At 72.6% G+C, this 20,093-nt stretch carries 13 protein-coding genes and 1 riboswitch; of the genes, 1 reads left to right on the top strand and 12 read right to left on the bottom strand.

All coding sequences use genetic code 11. The features are described 5' to 3' along the window. Window positions 1–108: 108 nt before the first annotated feature. The 3 genes from ACWEOE_RS17500 to ACWEOE_RS17490 all read right to left on the bottom strand — a co-directional run bounded on the left by ACWEOE_RS17500 (window position 109) and on the right by ACWEOE_RS17490 (window position 5,745). Window positions 109–1,149, bottom strand: a complete 1,041-nt coding sequence (locus tag ACWEOE_RS17500) for an LLM class F420-dependent oxidoreductase (protein ID WP_452009921.1) — start codon at window positions 1,147–1,149, stop codon at window positions 109–111. Window positions 1,150–1,213: 64 nt separating this feature from the next. Continuing rightward, complete coding sequence (fahA, locus tag ACWEOE_RS17495) at window positions 1,214–2,419, bottom strand: fumarylacetoacetase (RefSeq protein ID WP_452009919.1); 1,206 nt, start codon at window positions 2,417–2,419, stop codon at window positions 1,214–1,216. Further along, complete coding sequence (locus tag ACWEOE_RS17490; protein WP_452009916.1) at window positions 2,416–5,745, bottom strand: DUF885 domain-containing protein; 3,330 nt, start codon at window positions 5,743–5,745, stop codon at window positions 2,416–2,418. The genes fahA and ACWEOE_RS17490 overlap by 4 nt, the downstream gene beginning before the upstream one ends. Before the next feature lie 227 nt (window positions 5,746–5,972). Between ACWEOE_RS17490 and ACWEOE_RS17485 the strand changes: the two genes are divergently transcribed. Beyond that, a complete protein-coding gene (locus tag ACWEOE_RS17485; protein ID WP_452009914.1) occupies window positions 5,973–6,971 on the top strand; it encodes an AsnC family protein in 999 nt (332 codons plus the stop codon). Here the strand turns inward: ACWEOE_RS17485 and ACWEOE_RS17480 are convergent. The 9 genes from ACWEOE_RS17480 to ACWEOE_RS17440 all read right to left on the bottom strand — a co-directional run bounded on the left by ACWEOE_RS17480 (window position 6,968) and on the right by ACWEOE_RS17440 (window position 19,684). Continuing rightward, window positions 6,968–7,897: an RluA family pseudouridine synthase gene (locus tag ACWEOE_RS17480; protein ID WP_452009912.1), complete on the bottom strand. Its 930-nt coding sequence runs from the start codon at window positions 7,895–7,897 to the stop codon at window positions 6,968–6,970. The genes ACWEOE_RS17485 and ACWEOE_RS17480 overlap by 4 nt on opposite strands. Next, a complete protein-coding gene (gene lspA / locus ACWEOE_RS17475) occupies window positions 7,894–8,580 on the bottom strand; it encodes a signal peptidase II (protein ID WP_452009910.1) in 687 nt (228 codons plus the stop codon). The genes ACWEOE_RS17480 and lspA overlap by 4 nt, the downstream gene beginning before the upstream one ends. Window positions 8,581–8,604: 24 nt before the next feature. Then, complete coding sequence (locus ACWEOE_RS17470; protein ID WP_452009907.1) at window positions 8,605–9,141, bottom strand: hypothetical protein; 537 nt, start codon at window positions 9,139–9,141, stop codon at window positions 8,605–8,607. Window positions 9,142–9,227: 86 nt separating this feature from the next. Continuing rightward, window positions 9,228–10,571: an aminotransferase class V-fold PLP-dependent enzyme gene (locus tag ACWEOE_RS17465; RefSeq protein ID WP_452009905.1), complete on the bottom strand. Its 1,344-nt coding sequence runs from the start codon at window positions 10,569–10,571 to the stop codon at window positions 9,228–9,230. 40 nt (window positions 10,572–10,611) lie between these two features. Beyond that, window positions 10,612–10,726: riboswitch (SAM riboswitch) on the bottom strand. 96 nt (window positions 10,727–10,822) lie between these two features. Continuing rightward, a complete protein-coding gene (locus ACWEOE_RS17460) occupies window positions 10,823–12,301 on the bottom strand; it encodes a potassium/proton antiporter (protein ID WP_452009902.1) in 1,479 nt (492 codons plus the stop codon). 96 nt (window positions 12,302–12,397) lie between these two features. After that, the gene (locus tag ACWEOE_RS17455; RefSeq protein WP_452009900.1) at window positions 12,398–13,093 is read right to left on the bottom strand and encodes an ArsR/SmtB family transcription factor; all 696 of its coding nucleotides are present in this window, start codon (window positions 13,091–13,093) and stop codon (window positions 12,398–12,400) included. 57 nt (window positions 13,094–13,150) lie between these two features. Continuing rightward, window positions 13,151–14,791, bottom strand: a complete 1,641-nt coding sequence (locus ACWEOE_RS17450; RefSeq protein WP_452009897.1) for a penicillin-binding transpeptidase domain-containing protein — start codon at window positions 14,789–14,791, stop codon at window positions 13,151–13,153. Window positions 14,792–14,929: 138 nt separating this feature from the next. Beyond that, window positions 14,930–18,100, bottom strand: coding sequence for an isoleucine--tRNA ligase (gene ileS, locus ACWEOE_RS17445; RefSeq protein ID WP_452009894.1), 3,171 nt, complete (start codon window positions 18,098–18,100; stop codon window positions 14,930–14,932). A gap of 243 nt (window positions 18,101–18,343) precedes the next feature. After that, window positions 18,344–19,684, bottom strand: coding sequence for an MFS transporter (locus ACWEOE_RS17440; protein WP_452009892.1), 1,341 nt, complete (start codon window positions 19,682–19,684; stop codon window positions 18,344–18,346). Between the last annotated feature and the right edge of the window lie 409 nt (window positions 19,685–20,093).

The raw sequence follows: 20,093 nt of genomic DNA, 5'->3' as shown, positions 1-20,093 counted from the left end.
CCGTGGCGCGTGCCCGGGGTGCGGCTTCTTCACACCCGGATCACGACATCATAAACCGAACGCGTGTGCGAGCTCGGTTCGTCCCGCTCTCCGGCGCGTCGGCCCTGGTCAGCCGATGATCTCCTTCAATTTCGCCACCGCGGCGACCCGGGCTTCCCGGCCGGGCTGCAGAGAACTGACCACGAGCGTGGTCACCCCCGCCTCCGCGAATGCGGCAACGCGCTCCTCGACGTAGGACGCCGGGCCCACGAGCGAGATCGCGCGCAGCAATTCCAGGGGCACGGCGGCCGCGGCTTCCTTTTTCTTGCCGTCGAGATAAAGATCTTGAATTTCTTTCGCCTCGGCCTCGAAACCGTACTTCTGGGCAAGGGTGTTGTAGAAGTTCTTGCCGCGCGCGCCCATCCCGCCGAGGTAGAGCGCCAGGTGCGGGCGCACCTGGTCGAGCAGGTGCTCGACGTCGTCGCCGATCGCCAGCGCCGGGCCGGCGAACACGTCCAGCTCGCCCAGTGCCGGGTCGCGCTTGGCCTTGCCCTCGGCCAGCGCCGCACCCCAGACCTCGCCGGCCTTCTCCGGGTGGAAGAAGATCGGCTCCCAGCCCTCGGCCAGCTCCGCGGTCAGCGCGACGTTCTTGGGCCCCAGCGCCGCCAGCAGGATCGGGATCCGCTCGCGCACCGGGTGGTTGATGAGCTTCAGCGGCTTGCCCAGCCCCGTGCCCTCGCCCGGCGGCAGCGGGATCGAGTAGTGCTTGCCCTCGTGCACCACCGGTTCGCGCCGCCACACCTGGCGGCAGATTTCGACGATCTCGCGCGTGCGGGCCAGCGGTGCGTCGTACTTCACACCGTGGAAGCCCTCGATCACCTGCGGTCCCGACGCGCCCAGCCCGAGCGTGAAGCGGCCGCCGGACACGAAGTCCAGACCAGCCGCGGTCATCGCCGTGAGGCTCGGCGTGCGGGTGTAGATCTGGAAGATCCCCGACGCCAGCTGCACGCGTTCGGTCTTGGCCGCCAGGAACCCCAGCTGGCTCACCGCGTCGAAGCTGTAGGCCTCCGGCACGAACGCGATGTCGAGCCCCACCTTCTCCAGCTCGACGATGTCCGCCACGCTGTCGGCGAACCCGCCCGAGTAGTTGAGCCCCATGCCGATCCTCATCGCGCTCCTTCGTTCCTGCGGCCGGACCACGGCGTTCCCGCACCCGGCTAAGCGTGCGCTTAGTCTAGCGGGGCACGACCCGCCCGGCCACCGCCCCGAAGCCGATCCGGCTGCCACCCGGTCCCGGCGCCGTCGCGGTGATCGAGACCTCGTCGCCGTCCCGGAGGAACGTGCGGGTGTCGCCGTCCCCCAGCGCGAACGGCTCCCGCCCGCCCCAGCTCAGCTCCAGCAGCGACCCGCGTTGTTCCTTCCCCGGGCCGGTCACGGTGCCCGAGGCGAACAGATCGCCGGTCCGCAGGCTCGCACCGTTCACGGTCAGGTGCGCCAGCTGCTGCGGCGCCGTCCAGTACTGCGTGGCGAACGGCGGGCTCGACACCAGGTGCCCGTTGATCCGGATCTCCAGCGTCAGGTCCAGCCCCCACGGCTCGGTGGTGCGCAAGTACTCGAACGGCTCGGGGTTCTGCGGCGGCTGCGGCACGCGCGCGTGCTCCAGCGCCGCGAGCGGCACGATCCACGGCGTCACCGACGTCGCGAACGACTTCCCCAGGAACGGCCCCAGCGGCTGCGACTCCCATCCCTGGAGGTCGCGTGCCGACCAGTCGTTGACCAGGCACACGCCGAACACGTGCTTCGCGAAGTCCTCGACCGGCACGGGCTTGCCCAGCGTCGAAGGCGTGCCGACCACGAAGCCGACCTCCGCCTCGATGTCGAGCAGCTGCGACACCCCGAACGACGGCTCGTCGGCGCCCCGCGGCTTGCGCTGCCCCGACGGCCGCACGACCGGCGTGCCCGACACCACCACCGTGCCGGCCCGCCCGTGGTAGCCGATCGGCAGGTGTTTCCAGTTCGGCATCAGCTCGTCGTCGGCACCGCGGAAGATCCGCCCGGCGTTGATCGCGTGCTGCTCGCTCGAATAGAAGTCGACGTAGTCCGCGACCTCGAACGGCAGGTGGTGTGTCAGCTCCGTGCGCGACACCAGGTGCGGGCGCAGCTGGTCGGCGTAGCGCACCTCGGTGAGCCACTCGCGCGTCTGCTCGCGCACGTCGTGCCACGTCGCGGGCCCCGCCGCCAACAGCGGGTTGAGCACCCCGCTCGTGAGCAGCGGCGCGAACGGCGCCGCCGCCTCCTCGGCCGCCGCCGAGAGGTCGAGCACGTGCTCGCCCACCGCCACTCCGACGCGCCGCTCGGGCGCGCCGCCCCGTGAGAACACGCCGTAGGGCAGGTTGGCGAGCCCGAAGTCCGTACCCTCGGGCAGGTCGAGCCAGCTCACCGCGCGCCCTCCGCCCGCCGGGCGGCGATCCACTCGGTGACCAGTGTGTCCAGTGTGGACAGTGGGAGGTTTCCGTTGCCCAGCACCACGTCGTGGAACCCGCGGATGTCGAAGTCGCCGCCCAGCGCTTCCTCGGCCGCCGCGCGCACCCGCTCGATCTCCAGGCGCCCCACCATGTACCCGAGTGCCTGGCCCGGGTTCGCCACGTACCGGTCGATCTCCGCCTCGATCTCGAGCCGCGCCATCGGGGTGTTGGCCACCGCGTAGTCCACGGCCTGCTGTCGCGTCCAGCCCAGCGCGTGCAGGCCGGTGTCGACCACGAGCCGGGCCGCGCGCATCGAGTCCTGCGTGAGCATGCCCAGGCGCGTGACGTCGTCGGAGTACAGGCCCATCTCGTCGGCCAGGCGCTCGGAGTAGAGGCCCCAGCCTTCGATGTAGGCGTTGAACGGCACCAGCCGCCGCAGCATCGGCAGCTCCGTGAGCTCCTGCGCGAACGACAGCTGGAAATGGTGCCCCGGCACTGCTTCGTGGAACGCGATGCCCTCACTGGTGAAGCGCGGCCGTGAGCTCGCCTCGTGGGTGTTGGCGTAGTACGTGCCCGGCCGTGAGCCGTCGAGCGCCGCGGGCAGGTAGTAGGCGATGGTGCCGCTCGCCGCGTCGGCCTCGGGCACCGGAGCCACCACGCACTTCGCCGCGGGCACGCGAGAGAACCACTGCGGGGCAACGGCTTCCGCCCGCGTGATGGCCGCGCGAGCGCCGGCCAGCAGTTCCTCGCCGTCGCGCCAGCGCAGCTCGGGGTCGCTGCGCAGGTGCTCGAAGATCTCGGCGAGGTCCTCGGTGCCGAACACCTTCGAGCCCAGCTCGCGGTACTCCCCTGCCAGCTGCTCCGCGATCCGCAGGCCCTCCTCGTGCAGGTCCTGCGCCGTGCGGTCGGTGGTCGTCTCGGCGCGGATCAGGCCCTGGTACTTCTCCTGCCCGCCCGGCAGGTGCCCGATGCCCGGCTGCGACTCGGGCTTGGCGACCGGCGCCACCTCGTCGGCCAGGAACGCGCGGTAGCGAGCGTAGGCCGGGCGCACGACCTCGGCCAGCAGCCCGTCGCGTTCCTCGGCGAACCCGGCGATCTCGACGGACGGCGTGACTCGCATCGGGTCGGTGTCCTCGGCCGCGAGGTAGCGCTCGACGTACCCGATGCCCACGCGCACCAGGAAATCCGGCGGCGCGAACCCGTCGGCCACCGTGGCGCGCTGTGCCTCGATCACCGCGTCGAGGTAGTCGCCGTAGCCCGCGAGCCGCCGCAGGTACCCTCGCGCCTTCTCCTCGTCGTCGGGCACCATCGCCCCGAGGAGGTTCACCAGGTTCAGGGCAGGCGAGCTGAACCCGTCGCTCACCGCGAACCCGGACAGCCGCGAGTCGAGCGTGTCGACCACACCACGGGCGCGGGCGATGACCACGTCGCGGGTCACGACGTCGGTGGCCGACAGCCCGGCCCGGTCGATGGCCTCGGCGCGGTCGGCCAAGTCGGTGTAGCGGGCCCGGAAGCGCTCCTTCGCGGCCAGGCTCGGGTCGGGCAGCGCGCCGTGGTCACCCGGCAGTCCCAGCATCGTGCGTTCGAGCGGCTCGCGCTCGAACTCCAGCTCCAGCAGGTCCGCGGCGAGCCCGTCGACGGTATCGCCGTGGCCGGCGATCCACTCCCCGACCACCGAGTCGAGCACCGACAGCGGCAGCGCCCCGCCCGAGAGCACGACGTCGTGGAACGCGCGGATGTCGAACGCGCTGCCCAGCCGGGTTTCGGCCACCGCGCGGATCCGCTGGATCTCCAGGCGCCCCACCAGGTACGCGAGCGCCTGGCCCGGGTAGCCGATGTAGCGGTCGATCTCCGCCTCGATCTCCAGCTTGCCCATCGGCGTGTTCCCGACGAGGTAGTCGATGGCCTGCTGCCGGCTCCAGCCCAGCGCGTGCAGCCCGGTGTCGACCACGAGCCGCCCGGCCCGCATCGACTCGAGCGTGAGCATGCCGAGCAGCGCCACGTCGTCGGAGTACAGGCCCATCTCGTCGGCGAGGCGCTCGGTGTAGAGACCCCAGCCCTCCACGTAGGCGTTGAAATCGCCCAGGCGCCGCAGCAGCGGCAGCTCGGTGAGCCCGAGCGCGGTGCTGAGCTGGAAGTGGTGACCGGGGATGGCCTCGTGGAACGCCGTGACCTCGGCTGTGTGCCGGAACCGCTCGGTGGCCTCGTAGGTGTTGGCGAAGTAGGTGCCCGGGCGCGAGCCGTCGGCGGCCGGCGGCATGAAGTACGCGGGCGGCGCGCCGGGCGCGGAGTCCTCCGGCACGGCTTCGACGGTCCAGGGCTGCTCGGGGATCGTGCCGAACCACTTCGGCGCCTCGGCGGCCGCGCGGGTGATGGCCGAGCGCGCGGTGTCGAGCAGCTCCTCGGCGCTCGTCCAGCGCAGCTTCGCATCGGTGCGCAGCCGTTCGAAGATCTCCTGCAGATCGCGGGTGCCGAACACGCGCTCGCCCAGCTCCCGGTACTGCTCGACCTGGCCCGCGATCACGGCCAGGCCCGTGTCGTGCAGGTCCTGGGGCGTGCGGTCCGTGGTCGTGTGCATGCGGGCGAGCCGGGCGTAGATCTCGTCGCCGCCGGGCAGCCACGACACGCCGGCGCGGTCGTCGGGCCGGCCGTGGGCGAGGACCTCGGCTTCGAGGAAGTCGCGGTACTCCTTGAACGCCGGGCGCACGACGTCGCGCAGCAGCTCCTCGCGCCGGCTCGCGAACGCCTCGTCGGGAGCCGGCTGGCGCAGCAGGGGGTCGCTGCCCGGCGCGGCCAGGTAGCGGTCGACGTGGGCGATCGCGGCCTTCACCAGCCGCTCGACGGGCACCAGCCCGGCTTCGACGCCCTCGCGGTGGCGCACGGCGACCGCGCGCAGGTACGCCGGGATCCCGGCGAGCCGGTCGAGGTGCACCTGAGCCTTCTCACCCGGCAGCACGGGCACCATCGGGAGCGCCGAGAGCAGGCCCGCGGCCGGCCCGACGAACAGGTCGGTCACGGTGAACTCGCCGAAGCGGCTGTCGATGAGGTCGAGCTTGCCCTCGATCGAGCTGATCACCACCTGCCGGGTGACCCGGTCGGTGGCGTCGAGACCGGCCGGCTCGACCTCCCGCGCCCGCGCCAGCAGCCCGGCGAGCCGCTCGCGGTACGCGGCCTCGGCGGCGGCGCTCGGGTCGCCGAGTCCCGGCGCGTCGGGCTTGATGCCCAGGATCGCGGCGGAGAGCGGTTCGAAGCCGAACATCTCGCCGACGAGCTCGTCGGCGAGATCGGTGACGACGGTCATGGGTGCGGACTCCCGGGGTTCGGTGGTGCCGTGTGCTGCCGACCCTAATGGAGATCCGGGGCCGCGAGTGGCGTTCCGGCACGAGCGTCCCGTTCACCCACTGTGAACGGTCATTTCTCGCCGGAACCAGTACGCAGCGCCACCGGAGCGCCTGCGCGCCACCGGACCGGGCGACGCGGTCCCGGCCTTGCCGCGTCAGCCGCGGCCCGGACGGTAGCGTTGCCCGAGTGGCCGTGACCGATCCCGCCGATGTCCGCCTGCTCGCCGCCCTCGCCGAGCTGGGCAAAACGGCCGTCCACGACCTCGCGGCCAAAGTGGGCATGGACCCGCGTGAGGTCGCCTACCGGCTGGTTGCCTTGTCCGGCAGCGGGTTGCCGCTGCTCGTGGGCGTGGAGAGCGACCCCGCCGGCCTGCGCGCGGCGATCGCGGCGGCACCGCCGTCGTGGCAGCAGCAGCCCGCTCAGCCGCCGTCGGGGCCGATGCCCGTCGCCGTGCCGCCCGGCCGGCCGGGGCCGGGCGTGGCGGCGGGGATGCCGACGGGACAAGGGTTTCCGGCCGCCGGCCCGCCGAGCGCACCCGTTCCGCGCCCCGGAAACGCGCCCGGAATGCCACCCGGGCCGGGCGCGCCGTCCGTCCACGGTGGACCGTCCGGAGCGTACGGAGTGCCCTCGGGTGCCTACGGCGTGCCCTCGGGCGCCCATCCGGGACCGCCGCCGCTCGACCCCGTGCTGAGCACCTGGGGCGTGCCGCAGACGGCGTCCTGGGCCCGCGGCGACGAGCCCCGCCGCCAGGGCGCCGACGGCGGCCGGCACGGTCGCATCGGCGAGACGATGGCGACGCAAGGACTCGAAGGCGAGCAGCTCACCGTGCAGCTGCTCGAGGTGCAGGACCCGGCCGACTACCTGTTCGGCGCCGCCGGCTACCGCCTCGACGCGGGCGAGCGGGCCGTGGTCGTGCACACCGAGATCACCAACCGCGGCGCCGTGCCGTTCGCGTCGCTGCCCGACAACTACCTCGAGCTCGTGACGGCCGACGGCACGACGGTCGCCAAGGCACCCGTGTCGTTGACCTCGCGACCGCCGCACAGGATCGGCGTGCGGCCCGGCGAGACGCTCGGCGGCCACACCGTCTACGTCCTCCCGGACACGACGCGGGTGGTCTCGGTCCGCTGGAGCCCACGCCCGGAGCCGGACGACCGCACGCTGACCTGGACGGTCGAGGGCTAGTAGCTCTCCTCGCGCAGGATCTCCAGCGCGCGGGCGAGGTCGTCGGGGTACTCCGCCTCGAACTCGACCCAGCGGCCGTCGGCCGGGTGCGCGAAACCGAGCGTGCGGGCGTGCAGCCACTGCCGTGTGAGGCCGAGGTGGCGTGCCAGCACCGGGTCGGCGCCGTAGGTCAGGTCACCCACGCACGGGTGGCGCAGCGCCGAGAAGTGCACGCGGATCTGGTGCGTACGGCCGGTCTCCAGCTTCACGTGCGCCAGTGACGCGGCGCGGAACGCCTCCACCACCTCGTAGTGCGTCACGCTCGGGCGCCCGCCCGCGACCACGGCGAACTTGTAGTCGTGGCGCGGGTGGCGGTCGATCGGTGCGTCGATGGTGCCTCGCGTCGGGTCGGGATGGCCCTGCACCACGGCGTGGTAGCCCTTGTCCACGGTGCGCTCCTTGAACGCCCGCTTCAGGACCGTGTACGCGTGCTCGCTCTTGGCCACGACCATCACGCCGGTGGTGCCGGCGTCGAGCCGGTGCACCACACCCTGGCGCTCGGCCGCGCCCGACGTCGAGATGCGCAGGCCCGCGGCGGCGAGGCCACCGACGACCGTGGGCCCGGTCCAGCCCGGGCTCGGGTGCACGGCGACGCCCACGGGCTTGGAGATCACCACGATGTCGTCGTCGTCGTGGAGGATCTTCATGCCCGCCACCGGCTCGGCGACGATCTGCACCGGTGACGCCGGCTCCGGCAGCGTGACTTCGAGCAGGCCGCCGGCGGTGAGGCGGTCGGACTTGCCCGCGGGCCGGCCGTCCACCAGCACGTCGCCGGCCTCGGCCAGCTCGGCCACGACCGTGCGCGACAGGCCCAGCAGTTTGGCGAGGCCGGCGTCGACGCGCATGCCGTCGAGCCCGTCGGGGACGGGCAGCAGGCGTCCGGTCACGCGGCCTTCTCCTTCTTGTCGCGCGTGGACGTGCCGTCGTAGTCCTTGCCCAGCAGCGACAGCAGCACGATGAGCACACCGCCGACGCAGATCGCGGAGTCGGCGATGTTGAAGATCGCGAACCCCTCGCCGTTGGGAGCGAACGCCGAGATGAAGTCGATGACGTGGCCGCGCAGCGGACCGGGGGCGCGGAAGATGCGATCGGTGAGGTTGCCGAGGGCGCCCGCGAGCACCAGGCCGAGGCCGATGGCCCAGCCCACGCTGCGCAGTCGCCGCGACAGCCAGATGATCGCGACCGCCACGGCCGCCGCGACCAGCGCGAGCACCCACGTCATGCCGGTGGCCATCGAGAAGGCCGCGCCGGGGTTGCGGATCACCTGCAGGTAGATGAGCCCGCCGAGGATGCGCACCGGCTCCTTGCCCTCGAGGTTGGCCGCCACGAGGTTCTTCGACACGAGGTCGATCACCCAGATCAGCGCCGCGACCGCGAACACCAGGCCGACCCGGCGCTTCGGCAACCGGACGGGTGCTTCGGGCTCGTCCGAGGCCGCGGGGGCCGCGTCGCCGGCCGCCACCGGTTCGACGGCGGGCGTGCCTTCGGGCCGGCCGGGTTCGGGCGAACCGGGCTCGGACAGATCGTGTTCGGACAGATCGTGTTCGGACGAGGAGGACTCGGTGCTCACACCCCCATTGTCCACGCCCGCGTCTCAGCCGATCGCGGCGGCAGGCCGGGAGCGTCCCTTCGCGGGCCCGGCCACCACCACGAACGCCACCGCCAGCAGCACCACCGCCGACGAAACCACCCCGGCGAGCCCGGGCAGCAGCACCGCCGCCGCCACGAACACCACCCCGACGGCGAGGAGCCGCAGGGTGCGCTCGTACCCCGCGAGCACCACCAGCCCCACCGCGGGCGGCACGCGACCGCGGGTCTCGGCGGCCAGGCCGAACTGCGCGTACCCGGCCAAGTCGAGCACCGGCACTCCCGGCACACCACCAGCGAGGGCCAGGGCGAGACGCGCGGGTTTCGCGCCGGCGCGGGCGTAGCCGGCGACGACGATCGCCACCACCACTGCGAGCGCGATGGGCCGGTCCAGAGCCGAGGTGCAGGTCGGCGGGTCCCGGCTCAGGAACTGCTCGCCGCCCACGGTCGTGCCGAAGTAGTCCAGGTAGACGTGCTTCATCGGCACCGCCGAGAGGTTCACGAACTCACCGGCCGCCGAGCCGGACCCCGCCGCGAGCCGCAACGGCGGCCAGGATCAGTTCGGCGAAGCCCAGCAGTGCCGGCGGAACCCGGAAACCCCAAGATCTTCCCACACGCCCAACACAGCGATCAGGCGCAGAACGGCGGAAGCTCCCGCGGGTCCCCGACCGGCGCCCAGCGGCCGTCGACCTTCGTGTACTCCCAGCGCGCACCCCGGGCGACGATCTGGCGCAGCGCCAGCACGACGCGGTCCACGTGCTCTTCGGTGCTGCCCAGGCCGAGGCTCACGCGCACGGCCTGCTGTCCTTCGCGGCCGGTCGTGCCGATGAGGCGCTTGGTGGCGACGTGGGCGCAGAACGCGCCGTCGCGCACGCCGATGCCGTACTCGGCCGAGAGGACCGCGGCGAGCCAGCCGGGTTCGAAACCGTCGACGACGAAGCTCACCGTGCCGACGCGGTCGACCGGCGCGTCGAACAGGCGCAGCTCGGCGCAGCCCGGGATGCCGGCCAGGCCCTTGCGCAGGCGCTCCAGCAGCGCGGCCTCGTGCTCGCCGATCGCGGTCCAGTTCGCGGCCAGCCGCTCGCACGCCACGCCGAGCGCGTACACGCCGACAGTGTTGGGCGAACCGGCCTCGTGCCGTTCGGCACCCGTGTTCCACACGACGGCTTCCTCGGTCACGAGCTTCGTCGCGCCCCCGCCGGCGAGGTACGGCTCGGAGGCGCGCAGCCAGTCGGACCGGCCGATCAGCGCACCGGCGCCGAAGGGCGCGTACAGCTTGTGCCCCGAGAGCGCGACGTAGTCGACGTCCAGCTCCCGCAGCGAAATCCGGCGGTGCGGCGCGAGCTGCGCGGCGTCCAGCGCCACGCGCGCGCCGTGTTTCCGCGCCACGGCGGCGATCTCGGCCACGGGCAGCAGCTCGCCGGTCACGTTCGACGCGCCGGCGACCACCACCAGCCGCGGACCTTCCGGGCAGGCGGCGAGCGCTTCGTCCACAACGGACACCGCGGCCAGGCGCGTGCGCGGCAGCTGCACGCGCCGCACGTTCGGGCCCCGCCACGGCAAAAGTGCGGCGTGGTGCTCGGTGTCGAACACGACCACCGACGTGCGCCGCGGCAGCGAGCGGGCCAGCAGGTTGAAGGAATCGGTGGTGTTGCGGGTGAACACGACGGTGTCGGTGGTACGCGCGTCGACGAACCGGCGCAGGATGTCGCGCGTGCGCTCGTAAAGCCGGGTGGACACCTGCGACGCGAAGCCGGCGCCACGGTGCACGCTCGCGTACCAGGGCAGGAACTCGTCGACGGCCGAACGCACCGCGTCGAGACAGGGCGCGCTCGCCGCGTGGTCGAGGTTCGCGTAGCCGATCTCGTCACCGGTCACCAGCGGCACGTGCAGCGCCGCCCCCGCGACCGCCGGAACTTCTTGCGCGGCAAGGGTTTCGGCGGGGGTTTCGGTACGATCCAGGGCGAGAGTCATGGCGGTGCCTCCTCGGCAGTCCGGGGGACCCCCGGCGAGGGGCCCGCGCTTGCCCGCCGCACATCGCGACCGGCCCGGTCCTCACCCGGGGCACCCCACCGCGGTAGGAGGGTTGCCGGCCAGCAAGCCGGGGCTTCGCGCTGGCACTCATGACCTGTGCTCGAAGGTAACCGATTCCGGGCCCCGGGAGAAACCCCCGTCCCGTGATCTGAGACGGCGCTCACAGCATGACGCCCCGCCGCCGGCGAACGTCAGCGACCCAGCTCGCCCCGCCACCGGGCCAGCCGCCCGGCCCGGTCGACCGCGCGGAGGCGGCGTTCGGTCGCGTCGCGGTCCCGCGCCGTGGTGACGACCAGCAGCTGGTCGTCCTCCTGGAGCCGGCTGGTCTTCTGCGGGGTGAAGCCGGCGCCGCGGCGGACCACGAGGCTCACGGTGGCGCCTGGGGGCAGGCCGAGCTCGGAGATGTACACGCCGTGCAGCTTCGAGCCCTTCTGGATCCGCACCTGCAGCAGCTCGGCGCCCAGCTCGTCCAGCGGCGCGGCGTCCACCTCGATCTCCTGGGCCTCGGAGGTCTTCGCGAGGCCCAGAAGCCGCGCGAACGGCCCGAGCGTGGCCCCCTGCAGCAGCGTGAGCACGATGACCAGCACGAACACGGCGTCGACCAGCTGCCCCGCGCCCGGCAGGCCCTGCGAGAGCGGGATCATCGCGAGCACGATCGGCACGGCCCCGCGCAGGCCCGCCCACGAGAGGAACGTCTGTTCGCGCCAGGGCAGCCGGAACGGCAGCAGGGCGATCACCACCGACAGCGGCCGCGCGAGCAGCAGCACCACCGCGCCCGCGACGAGGCCGGGCACCACCGTCTCCAGCAGCCGGCTCGGCGAGGCGAAGAGCCCGAGCAGCACGAACAGTCCGATCTGCGCGATCCAGCCGAGGCCTTCGGCGAACGAGAGCGTGTCGGACCGGTGCGGCAGCTTCGAGTTGCCCAGCACCAGCCCGGCGACGTAGGTGGCGAGCAGCCCCGACGCGTGCGCCAGCTGCCCCGAGGAGTACGCGAGGATGCACACCGCCACCGTCGCCAGGGGGTAGAGACCGGTGGCCGGCAGCGCGGCCCGGCGCAGCGCCATCGCGCCCAGCCAGCCGAAGAGCAGGCCGATCGCCAGGCCGGCGGCGAGTTCGTAAACGACCAACAGCGGCAGGGTCCAGTCCACCGCATCGGTCGACGCGAGCACGATCACCGCGATGTACGCGGGCGCGTCGTTGATGCCCGACTCCAGCTCGAGCGCGCCGACGAGCTTCGGCCGCACCCCCACCCTCCGCAGCACCGAGAACACCGCCGCGGCGTCGGTCGAGGCGAGCACCGAACCCCACAGCAGCGCGAGCCGCCAGTCGAGGCCGAGCAGCCAGTGCAGCGCCGCGCCGGTGACCGCGATGCTCACGGCCACGGCCACTGTGGACAAAAGGATCCCCAGCCCCAGCGCGGGTTTCACGGCCTGCCACCGCGTCGTGAGCCCGCCTTCGGTGAGGATCATGACGAGCGCGGCCAGCCCGAGTGACTGGGTGAGGCCGGGGTTGTCGAACCGGATGCCGAAGCCCGATTCGCCCAGCGCCACGCCGATGCCGAGGTACAGCAGCAGCGAGGGCAGGCCCAGCCGGATCGACACGCGCACGGCGACCACCGACGCGAGCAGCACCACTCCGCCGATCCCGAGCAGCAGGGGAAGCTGGTCCATCTCCGCCCCCCTCCGGTCACCGTGGGCTTCCAGAATAGAGAAACGGAGGCGCTCACTCGTTCGTGCACCACCGGACAACTCGGGCAAAGAGGTGTGTTAGGCCGCGGGAGAGCCACCCAGGGTTGCCAGATCGACACCGAGCGCGGCAAACGGCCGCGCCGCCGAAGGCCGCAGGCGCACCGCGCGTTGCCGATCACGCGTGACCCATCCCGCGTCGACCGCGCGCGCCAGGATCGCGGCGGGCACGGCGCCGGCGAGGTGGTCGCGCCGCTCCGTCCAATCCAGACAGTCGCGCAGTAGCGGGCGCCGGCCGTGCTCCGGCACGGCGACGCCGAGCTCGCCGAGCACCTCGCGCCCGGCCGGGGTGAGCGTGAGCCCGTCGCCGGTGCCGACGATCCCGCTCGCGATCAGGCCTTCGCGCAGCGCGACGCCGACGGTGCCGGCGAGGTGGTCGTAGCAGCTGCGCGCGAAACTCAGGCGCTGCGTGCGCAGGGACGCCTTCAGCCCCACCGGTTCGCGGTGCTCGGCGTGCTGCGCCAGGCGCTCGATCAGCTCGGCCACGCGCGGGTCGGCGATGCGGACGTACGCGTGACGGCCCTGCTTCACCCGCGCGACGAACCCCGCGTCGTGCAGCTTCGTCACGTGCTCGCTCGCGGTCGACACCGCGACCCGCGCCGCCGCGGCCAGCTCGCCGACCGTCCAGGCGCGCCCGTCCAGCAGGGCGAGGCACATCGTCGCCCGGCTCGGGTCGGCGAGCACCGCGGCCACCTCGGCCAGCGCGACGGTCTCCATGCCTCCACGGTAGGAGCCCGAAGCTTCGGCCGCCGCCGAAACGTCACGCCCGAAGTGCTACTTCACGCCGGCGAGGAACTTCGCCCCGAGCGTCACGGCCGGGCCGGAGTCGTTGCCGCCTTCCAGGAACACGCAGAACGCGACGTCACCGCGGTAGCCCACGAACCAGCCGTGCGCCTCGGCGCCGTCGCCGAACTGCGCGGTGCCGGTCTTGCCGAACACGGTGCCCGAGCGCGCCAGTCCGGTGGCGGTGCCTCCGGTGACGACCTCGCGCATCATCGTGCGCAGCGAGGCCAGCACACTCGCCGACGGCGCGTGGTAGCCGTAGTTCACCGTGGTCGCGCCGTCGTCGCCCTGCCACAGCTTCGGCGTCACCGCCTTGCCCGCGGCCACCGTCGCGGCCATCAGCGCCTCGCCGAACGGGCTCACCTGCACGGTGCCCTGGCCGATGCCGTCCTCCACCTGCTCGTCGGCGCTGCCGGCGGGGCCGACCTTGCCCAGTTCGGTGGTCAGGCCGGGGATCTCGAAGTCGGCGTTGAGGCCGTACTGGTTGGCGGCGTTCGCGAGCGCGTCGGGCGGCAGCTGCGAAGCGAGCCGGCCGAACGAGGTGTTGCACGAGTGCGCGAACGCCCGGTGCACGGTGGTGGTGCCGAGGTCGAACCCCTCGTTGGAGATCGTGCGGGTGCCGATCCGCGCGGTGAGCGGGCACGGCACCTGCGAATCCTTGGTCACGACGCCGGCTTCCAGCGCCGCGGTCGCGGTCACGATCTTGAACGTCGAGCCCGGCGCGTACAGGCCGTTGAGGGCCGAGGGGCTGGTGCCCGCCGCCGCGTTCTGCGCCACCGCGAGCACCCCGCCCGTCGACGGCTGGACCGCCACGATCACGGCCTTGCCGCGGTAGGAGTCGACGGCCGACTGGGCCGCGTTCTGCACGGCGATGCTCACCGTGGACTTCACCGCCGCCTGCCCGTCCTCGACCTTGCCGAAGAGCGTTTCGAGCACCTTGCCGGCGGTGTCCACGCGCTGCACGGCGAAGGTGTCGGACGGCTTCGCGGTGCCCTGTCCGGTCAGCGCCTGCGTGAGCAGCGGGAACTTCGCGGCCGGGTCGAGGTGGGTGCCGCCGGGGCCGGCGATGACCACCGGTTTGCCGTCGCGGTCGACCACCGCCGCCTCGTCGGCCGCGGCGGTCGCGATCACGAGCCGCTGGCCGGCTTGCAGCTTCGGGTGCAGCGCGGTCGGCACCCAGTGCACCCGCCAGCTGTCGCCGGCGTGCACGAGGTCGAGGCTGCCGTCGTAGGACCACACGTGTCCGGGGCCGAGGTCCCAGGTCAGGGTGTACGCGGCGGTCGTCTTCGACCCGGTCGCGGCCGGGTCGGCGACCTTGCCCAGCTTGGCCTGCAGCCCGACCGGCTTGAGCGTGTTCCAGGCGTCGCGCAGCGCGGCGGCCGAGCCGTGCGGGTCGTCGGTGATCAGGCTCGCGTCGTCGGTGTTGTGGCCCGCGAAGTCGTTCAGGTACAGCTGCGCCGCCGACGTCGGGTCGGGAGCGGTCGGTCCCGCGGCGACCGTGGTCTGGATCGGATCGTCCGCCTTCGCCACGGGCGCGGAACCGCCGGTCAGCAGCACCACCGCCGCCGCGACGATCGCGACCATCGCGACCGCGCCCCCGATCAGAACGGCTCTCTTACCGGCAGGACTCACTTGCGACTCTCCCCCAGGCCTGTGCGGCGTGCGCGCACTCGGCCCAGCTTGCCCATCGCTGACGGACAAGGAGCGTTACACGTGAGAAAGCGGCCGTCCCGACGCCGATTCGTGCTCAACGCCGGGACGGCCGGAGCACTACGCCTTCTCGACCGCCGCGCGGACCTTCACGCCGTCGCCGACCGTGCCCTCGAAGCCCGCGCTCACGGAGCCGTAGGCCACCGACGTGGCCAGCGTCTCCGAGGCCACGAACTCCTCGAACTTCTTCACCGCCGCCACCACGTTCTCCGGCGCGTCGACCGTCAGCGCGATCCGGTCGGACACGTCGAGTCCGGCCTCGCGCCGGGCCTGCTGCACCACGCGCACCAGGTCCCGGGCCACACCCTCGTCGTTGAGGTCGTCGGTGACCTCGGTGTCGAGCTGCACCAGCCCGGACCCGCCCGGCAGCTCGGCCGCCGCGCCGCCGTCCTTGGCCACGAGGCGCCGCTCGTACTCGCCGTCGAGCAGCTCCACGCCCGCCGCCACCACGACCCCGCCCGGGTTCGTGGTCCAGTCGCCGGCCTTCACGGCCTTGATGACCTTCTGCACGTCCTTGCCCAACCGCGGCCCGGCCGCCCGTGCGTTCACCGCGACCTCGAACGAGCCGTGCGCCGCGACGTCGGTGGTCAGCTCCACCGACTTCACGTTCACCTCGTCGCGCAGGATGTCGGTGAACTCGCGCAGTGCCTCCACGTCCTCGGCCGCCACCAGCAGCTTCGCGAGCGGCAGGCGAACGCGCAGCTTGTTGGCCTTGCGCAGCGACAGCGCCGTCGACGCCACCTGCCGCACCCGGTCCATGGCCGTGACCAGCGCCGCGTCGGCCGGCAGGTCGAGCGAGCTCGGCCAGTCGGTCAGGTGCACCGAACGGCCGCCCGTGAGGCCACGCCACACCGTCTCGGTCGTGAGCGGCAGCAGCGGCGCGACGACGCGCGAGGTCACCTCCAGCACCGTGTGCAGCGTGTCGATCGCGTCCTGGTCACCCGCCCAGAAGCGGTCGCGCGACCGGCGCACGTACCAGTTCGTGAGGACCTCGAGGAAGTCGCGCACGGTCTGGCACGCGCCGGCGATGTCGTAGTTGTCCAGCCCGTACTCGACGTCGGTCACGAGCTCGTGGGTCTTCGCGAGCACGTACCGGTCGAGCAGGTGCCGCGAATCCGTACGCCACTTGCCTTCCACGCCCTCGGCGTTGGCGTAGAGGGCGAGGAAGTAGTACGAGTTCCACAGCGGCAGCACGGCCTGGCGCACGGCGTCGCGGATGCCCCGGTCGGTGACGACGAGGTTGCCGCCGCGCAGGATCGGGCTCGCCATGAGGTACCACCGCATGGCGTCGGACCCGTCGCGGTCGAACACCTCGGTCACGTCCGGGTAGTTCCGCAGCGACTTCGACATCTTCTGCCCGTCGGAGCCGAGCACGATGCCGTGGCTGATGCAGGTGCGGAACGCCGGCCGGTCGAACAGCGCCGTCGCGAGCACGTGCAGCAGGTAGAACCAGCCGCGCGTCTGCCCGATGTACTCCACGATGAAGTCGCTCGGGTAGTGGTGCTCGAACCACTCGGCGTTCTCGAACGGGTAGTGCACCTGGGCGTACGGCATCGAGCCCGAGTCGAACCACACGTCGAGCACCTCGGGCACGCGGCGCATCACCGACTTGCCGGTCGGGTCGTCCGGGTTCGGCCGGGTCAGCTCATCGATGTAGGGGCGGTGCAGGTTGTCCAGCCGCACGCCGAAATCGCGCTCCAGCTCGTCGAGCGAACCGTAGACGTCCGTGCGCGGGTAGGTCGGGTCGTCCGACTGCCACACCGGGATCGGCGAACCCCAGTAGCGGTTGCGGGAGATCGACCAGTCGCGGGCGTTCTCCAGCCACTTGCCGAACTGGCCGTCCTTGACGTTGTCCGGGTACCACGTGATCTGCTGGTTGAGCTCGACCATGCGGTCCTTGAACTGCGTCACCGCGACGAACCACGACGACACCGCGCGGTAGATCAGCGGGTTGCGGCAGCGCCAGCAGTGCGGGTACGGGTGCTCGTAGGTCTCGTGGCGCAGCAGGATCGGACCCTGCTGAGCGGCGGAACCCGTGCCGTTCTTGAGGTCGCGGATGATGTTCGGGTTGGCCTCGAACACCTGCTGGCCCTCGTAGTCGGGCACGGTCGCGTCGAAGCGGCCGCGCGCGTCGACCGGGGTGGCCGGCGTGATGCCCGCGGCGTCGGTGACGACCTTGTCCTCTTCACCGTAGGCGGGCGCGATGTGCACGACGCCGGTGCCGTCCTCGGTCGTCACGTAGTCGGCCGAGAGGACCCGGTGCGCGTTCTCACGGCCGAGGAAGTACGGGAACGGTGGGGCGTAACGGTTTCCGAGCAGCTGCTCACCCGTGTAGTGCGCCACGACGGTCGGCTCTTCGCCGAGCTCACGCGCGTACGCGCCGACGCGGGCTTCCGCGAGCAGGAACCGCTTGCCGGGGAAGTTCTCGCTCTCCACCACGACGTAGCGCACCTCGGGGTGCACGGCCGTGGCGAGGTTCGACGGCAGCGTCCACGGCGTGGTCGTCCAGATGAGCAGGTACGTGCCGTCGAGCTCGGTTCCGTTGCCCTCCAAGCGGAACCCGACGGTGACGGCCGGGTCCTGGCGCGTGCGGTAGACATCGTCGTCCATCCGCAGCTCGTGGTTGGACAGCGGCGTCTCGTCACGCCAGCAGTAGGGCAGCACGCGGTAGCCCTCGTACACCAGGCCCTTGTCCCACAGCTGCTTGAACGCCCAGATGACCGACTCCATGTAGGACAGGTCGAGCGTCTTGTAGTCGTGGTCGAAGTCGACCCAGCGCGCCTGGCGGGTGACGTACTCCTCCCACTCCTTGGTGTAGCGCAGCACGGATTCGCGGGAGGCCTCGTTGAACTTGGCGACCCCCATCGCCTCGATCTCTTCCTTCTCCGTGATGCCGAGCTGGCGCATCGCCTCGAGCTCCGCGGGCAGGCCGTGGGTGTCCCACCCGAACCGGCGCTCGACGTGCTTGCCCTTCATCGTCTGGTAGCGCGGGACGATGTCCTTCACGTACCCGGTGAGCAGGTGCCCGTAGTGCGGCAGGCCGTTGGCGAACGGCGGGCCGTCGTAGAACACGTACTCGTTGTCGCCGTTCGCCCCGGCCGGGCGCGCGTCGATCGAGGCCTGGAACGTCCGGTCGGTCTCCCAGTACTCGAGCACGCGCTGCTCCAGCGCGGGGAACGACGGCTGGGCGGGGACTGACTCCTCGCCGTCCACCTGGGCCTTCGGGTACATCGGGGTGCGCTCCTTGCGTTCGTCGCTCGCGTACGGACGACCGGCGCCTACCGGTCACCCACACGGGGACGAGACGCTCGCGCGTCACGCGGTACCACCCCGCTTGCCCGGCTTGGTGCTCGCCGGGCCACTCGTTCGTCGGCTGTGACGGGCCGCCCCGTCCGGGTCTACTGGGGACGCACGCGCCCTGTTCTTCCGGAGGCTCCCCGGTGATGGCCGGATCGACGCCTTGCTGGTACCAGGTTAGCCCGGGTGCGCAACCGAGTTCGCGGTGACCCGGCGACCCGTCGTGACGACGGCGAGGGCCGCGGCCGCGACCCACAGCCCCGCTGCGACGAGACCGAGCGTGTGCAGGCCGTGGACGAAACCGTCGCGCTGGGCCGGATCCCCTGCCACAGCACCGAAAACCGCGACACCGAGCGCGCCGGCGGCCTGGCGCGCGGCGTTGTTGACGCCGCCGGCGATGCCCGCGCGCTCCGGCGGCGCGTCGGCGACCGCGGCCGTGACGACGGCGGCGGTGAGCAGGCCCATGCCGGTGCCGAACACGAGGAACGCGGGCAGCAGGGTCGCGTAGCCCGTGGTCGCGTCCACCCGCAGGAGCCCGGTCAGGCCCAGCGCGCCGAGCAGCAGCCCGGCGAGGATCGGCGGCCGCGGGCGGCGCGCGGCGAGGCGGCCGCTGAGCGGGCTCAGCAGGACCAGGGGCAGGAACAGCGGCAGCATCGCCAGGCCGGCTTCCAGCGGTGACAGGTGGAGCACACCCTGCAGGTAGAGCGTGAACACGAGCACCGAGCCGAGGCCGGCGAAGTTCATGACCGCGCAGATCACGGTGGCACCGGCGGTGCGCCGACGGCACAGCACCGACAGCGGCAGCATCGGGTCGGCGGCGCGGTGCTCGATCACCACGAACGCCACCGCGGCCGCCGCGGCGAGCAGCGCGACGAGGGGCTGGCGCCCGATCACGGCGTAGACACCGGCGCCGAGGGCGAGCGCGGCGGTGGCGGCGCCGGGCAGGTCGACCCGGCCGGGGGTGCGGAGGCTCGGGCCGAGGAGCCGGTGGATCGCGACCGCGGCGACGAGGGTGACTGGGACGTTGAGCAGGAACACCGGCCGCCAGCCGGCGAAGGACACGAGCAGCCCGCCGAGCAACGGGCCGGCCGGCAGCGCGAGCGCCGACACCCCGGCCCACACGCCCAGCGCACGGGCGCGGGTGGCGGGGTCGGGGCACTGCCGGTTGATCACGGCGAGCGTGCCGGGCAGCAGCAGCGCGGCGCCGATCCCCTGCGCCGCACGGGCGGCGCTCAGCCAGCTCGCCGTCTGCGCGAGGCCGCACGCGGCGGACGCGGCGCCGAACACGGCCAGCCCGGTGAGCACCACACCGCGGTGGCCGAGGACATCACCGAGCGCGCCACCCGCCAGCAGCAGCGCGGCGAGGACGACCGAGTAGCCGTCGACGACCCACTGCAGCGCGGTGAGGCCCGCGTGCAGCTGGGTGCCGAGCGTGGGCAGGGCGACGTTCACGACGGTCACGTCGAGCTGTACCAGGAACATCCCGGTGCACAGGGTGATCAGGAGGGCCGGTCTCATGGTCCCCAGTGAACCCCGGGGACGGTTCGGTCGCGGTGGAAGTGTGGTGGGTGCACCCCCGACGGCGTGGGCGGTCCGAAGGGCGACGCCGACATCGCCGCGACCGCGGCCCTGTTCGCCGATCCGGCGCGCGTGCGGGTGCTGATGGCCCTCGGCGACGGCCGGGCGCCGGCGGCCTCGGTGCCGGCCGCCGAGGCGGGTCTTTCGGCGCAGGGCACGAGTGCGCACCTGGCCAAGCTGCCGGCGGCGGGCGTCGTCACCGCGGAAAGCTCCGGACGGCACCGCTTCTACCGCCTCGCCGGCGCGGCGCCCGAGCTGCTGGAGACGCTCGCGCGGTTCTCCCCGGCGCAACCGGTCCGTTCGCTGCGCGAAGGCACGCGCGCGGAAGCCCTGTGTACGGCGCGCACAT

It is taken from the genome of Amycolatopsis sp. NPDC004368 (assembly GCF_053602515.1).
This window is presented reverse-complemented; position numbering and strand designations above follow the sequence as displayed.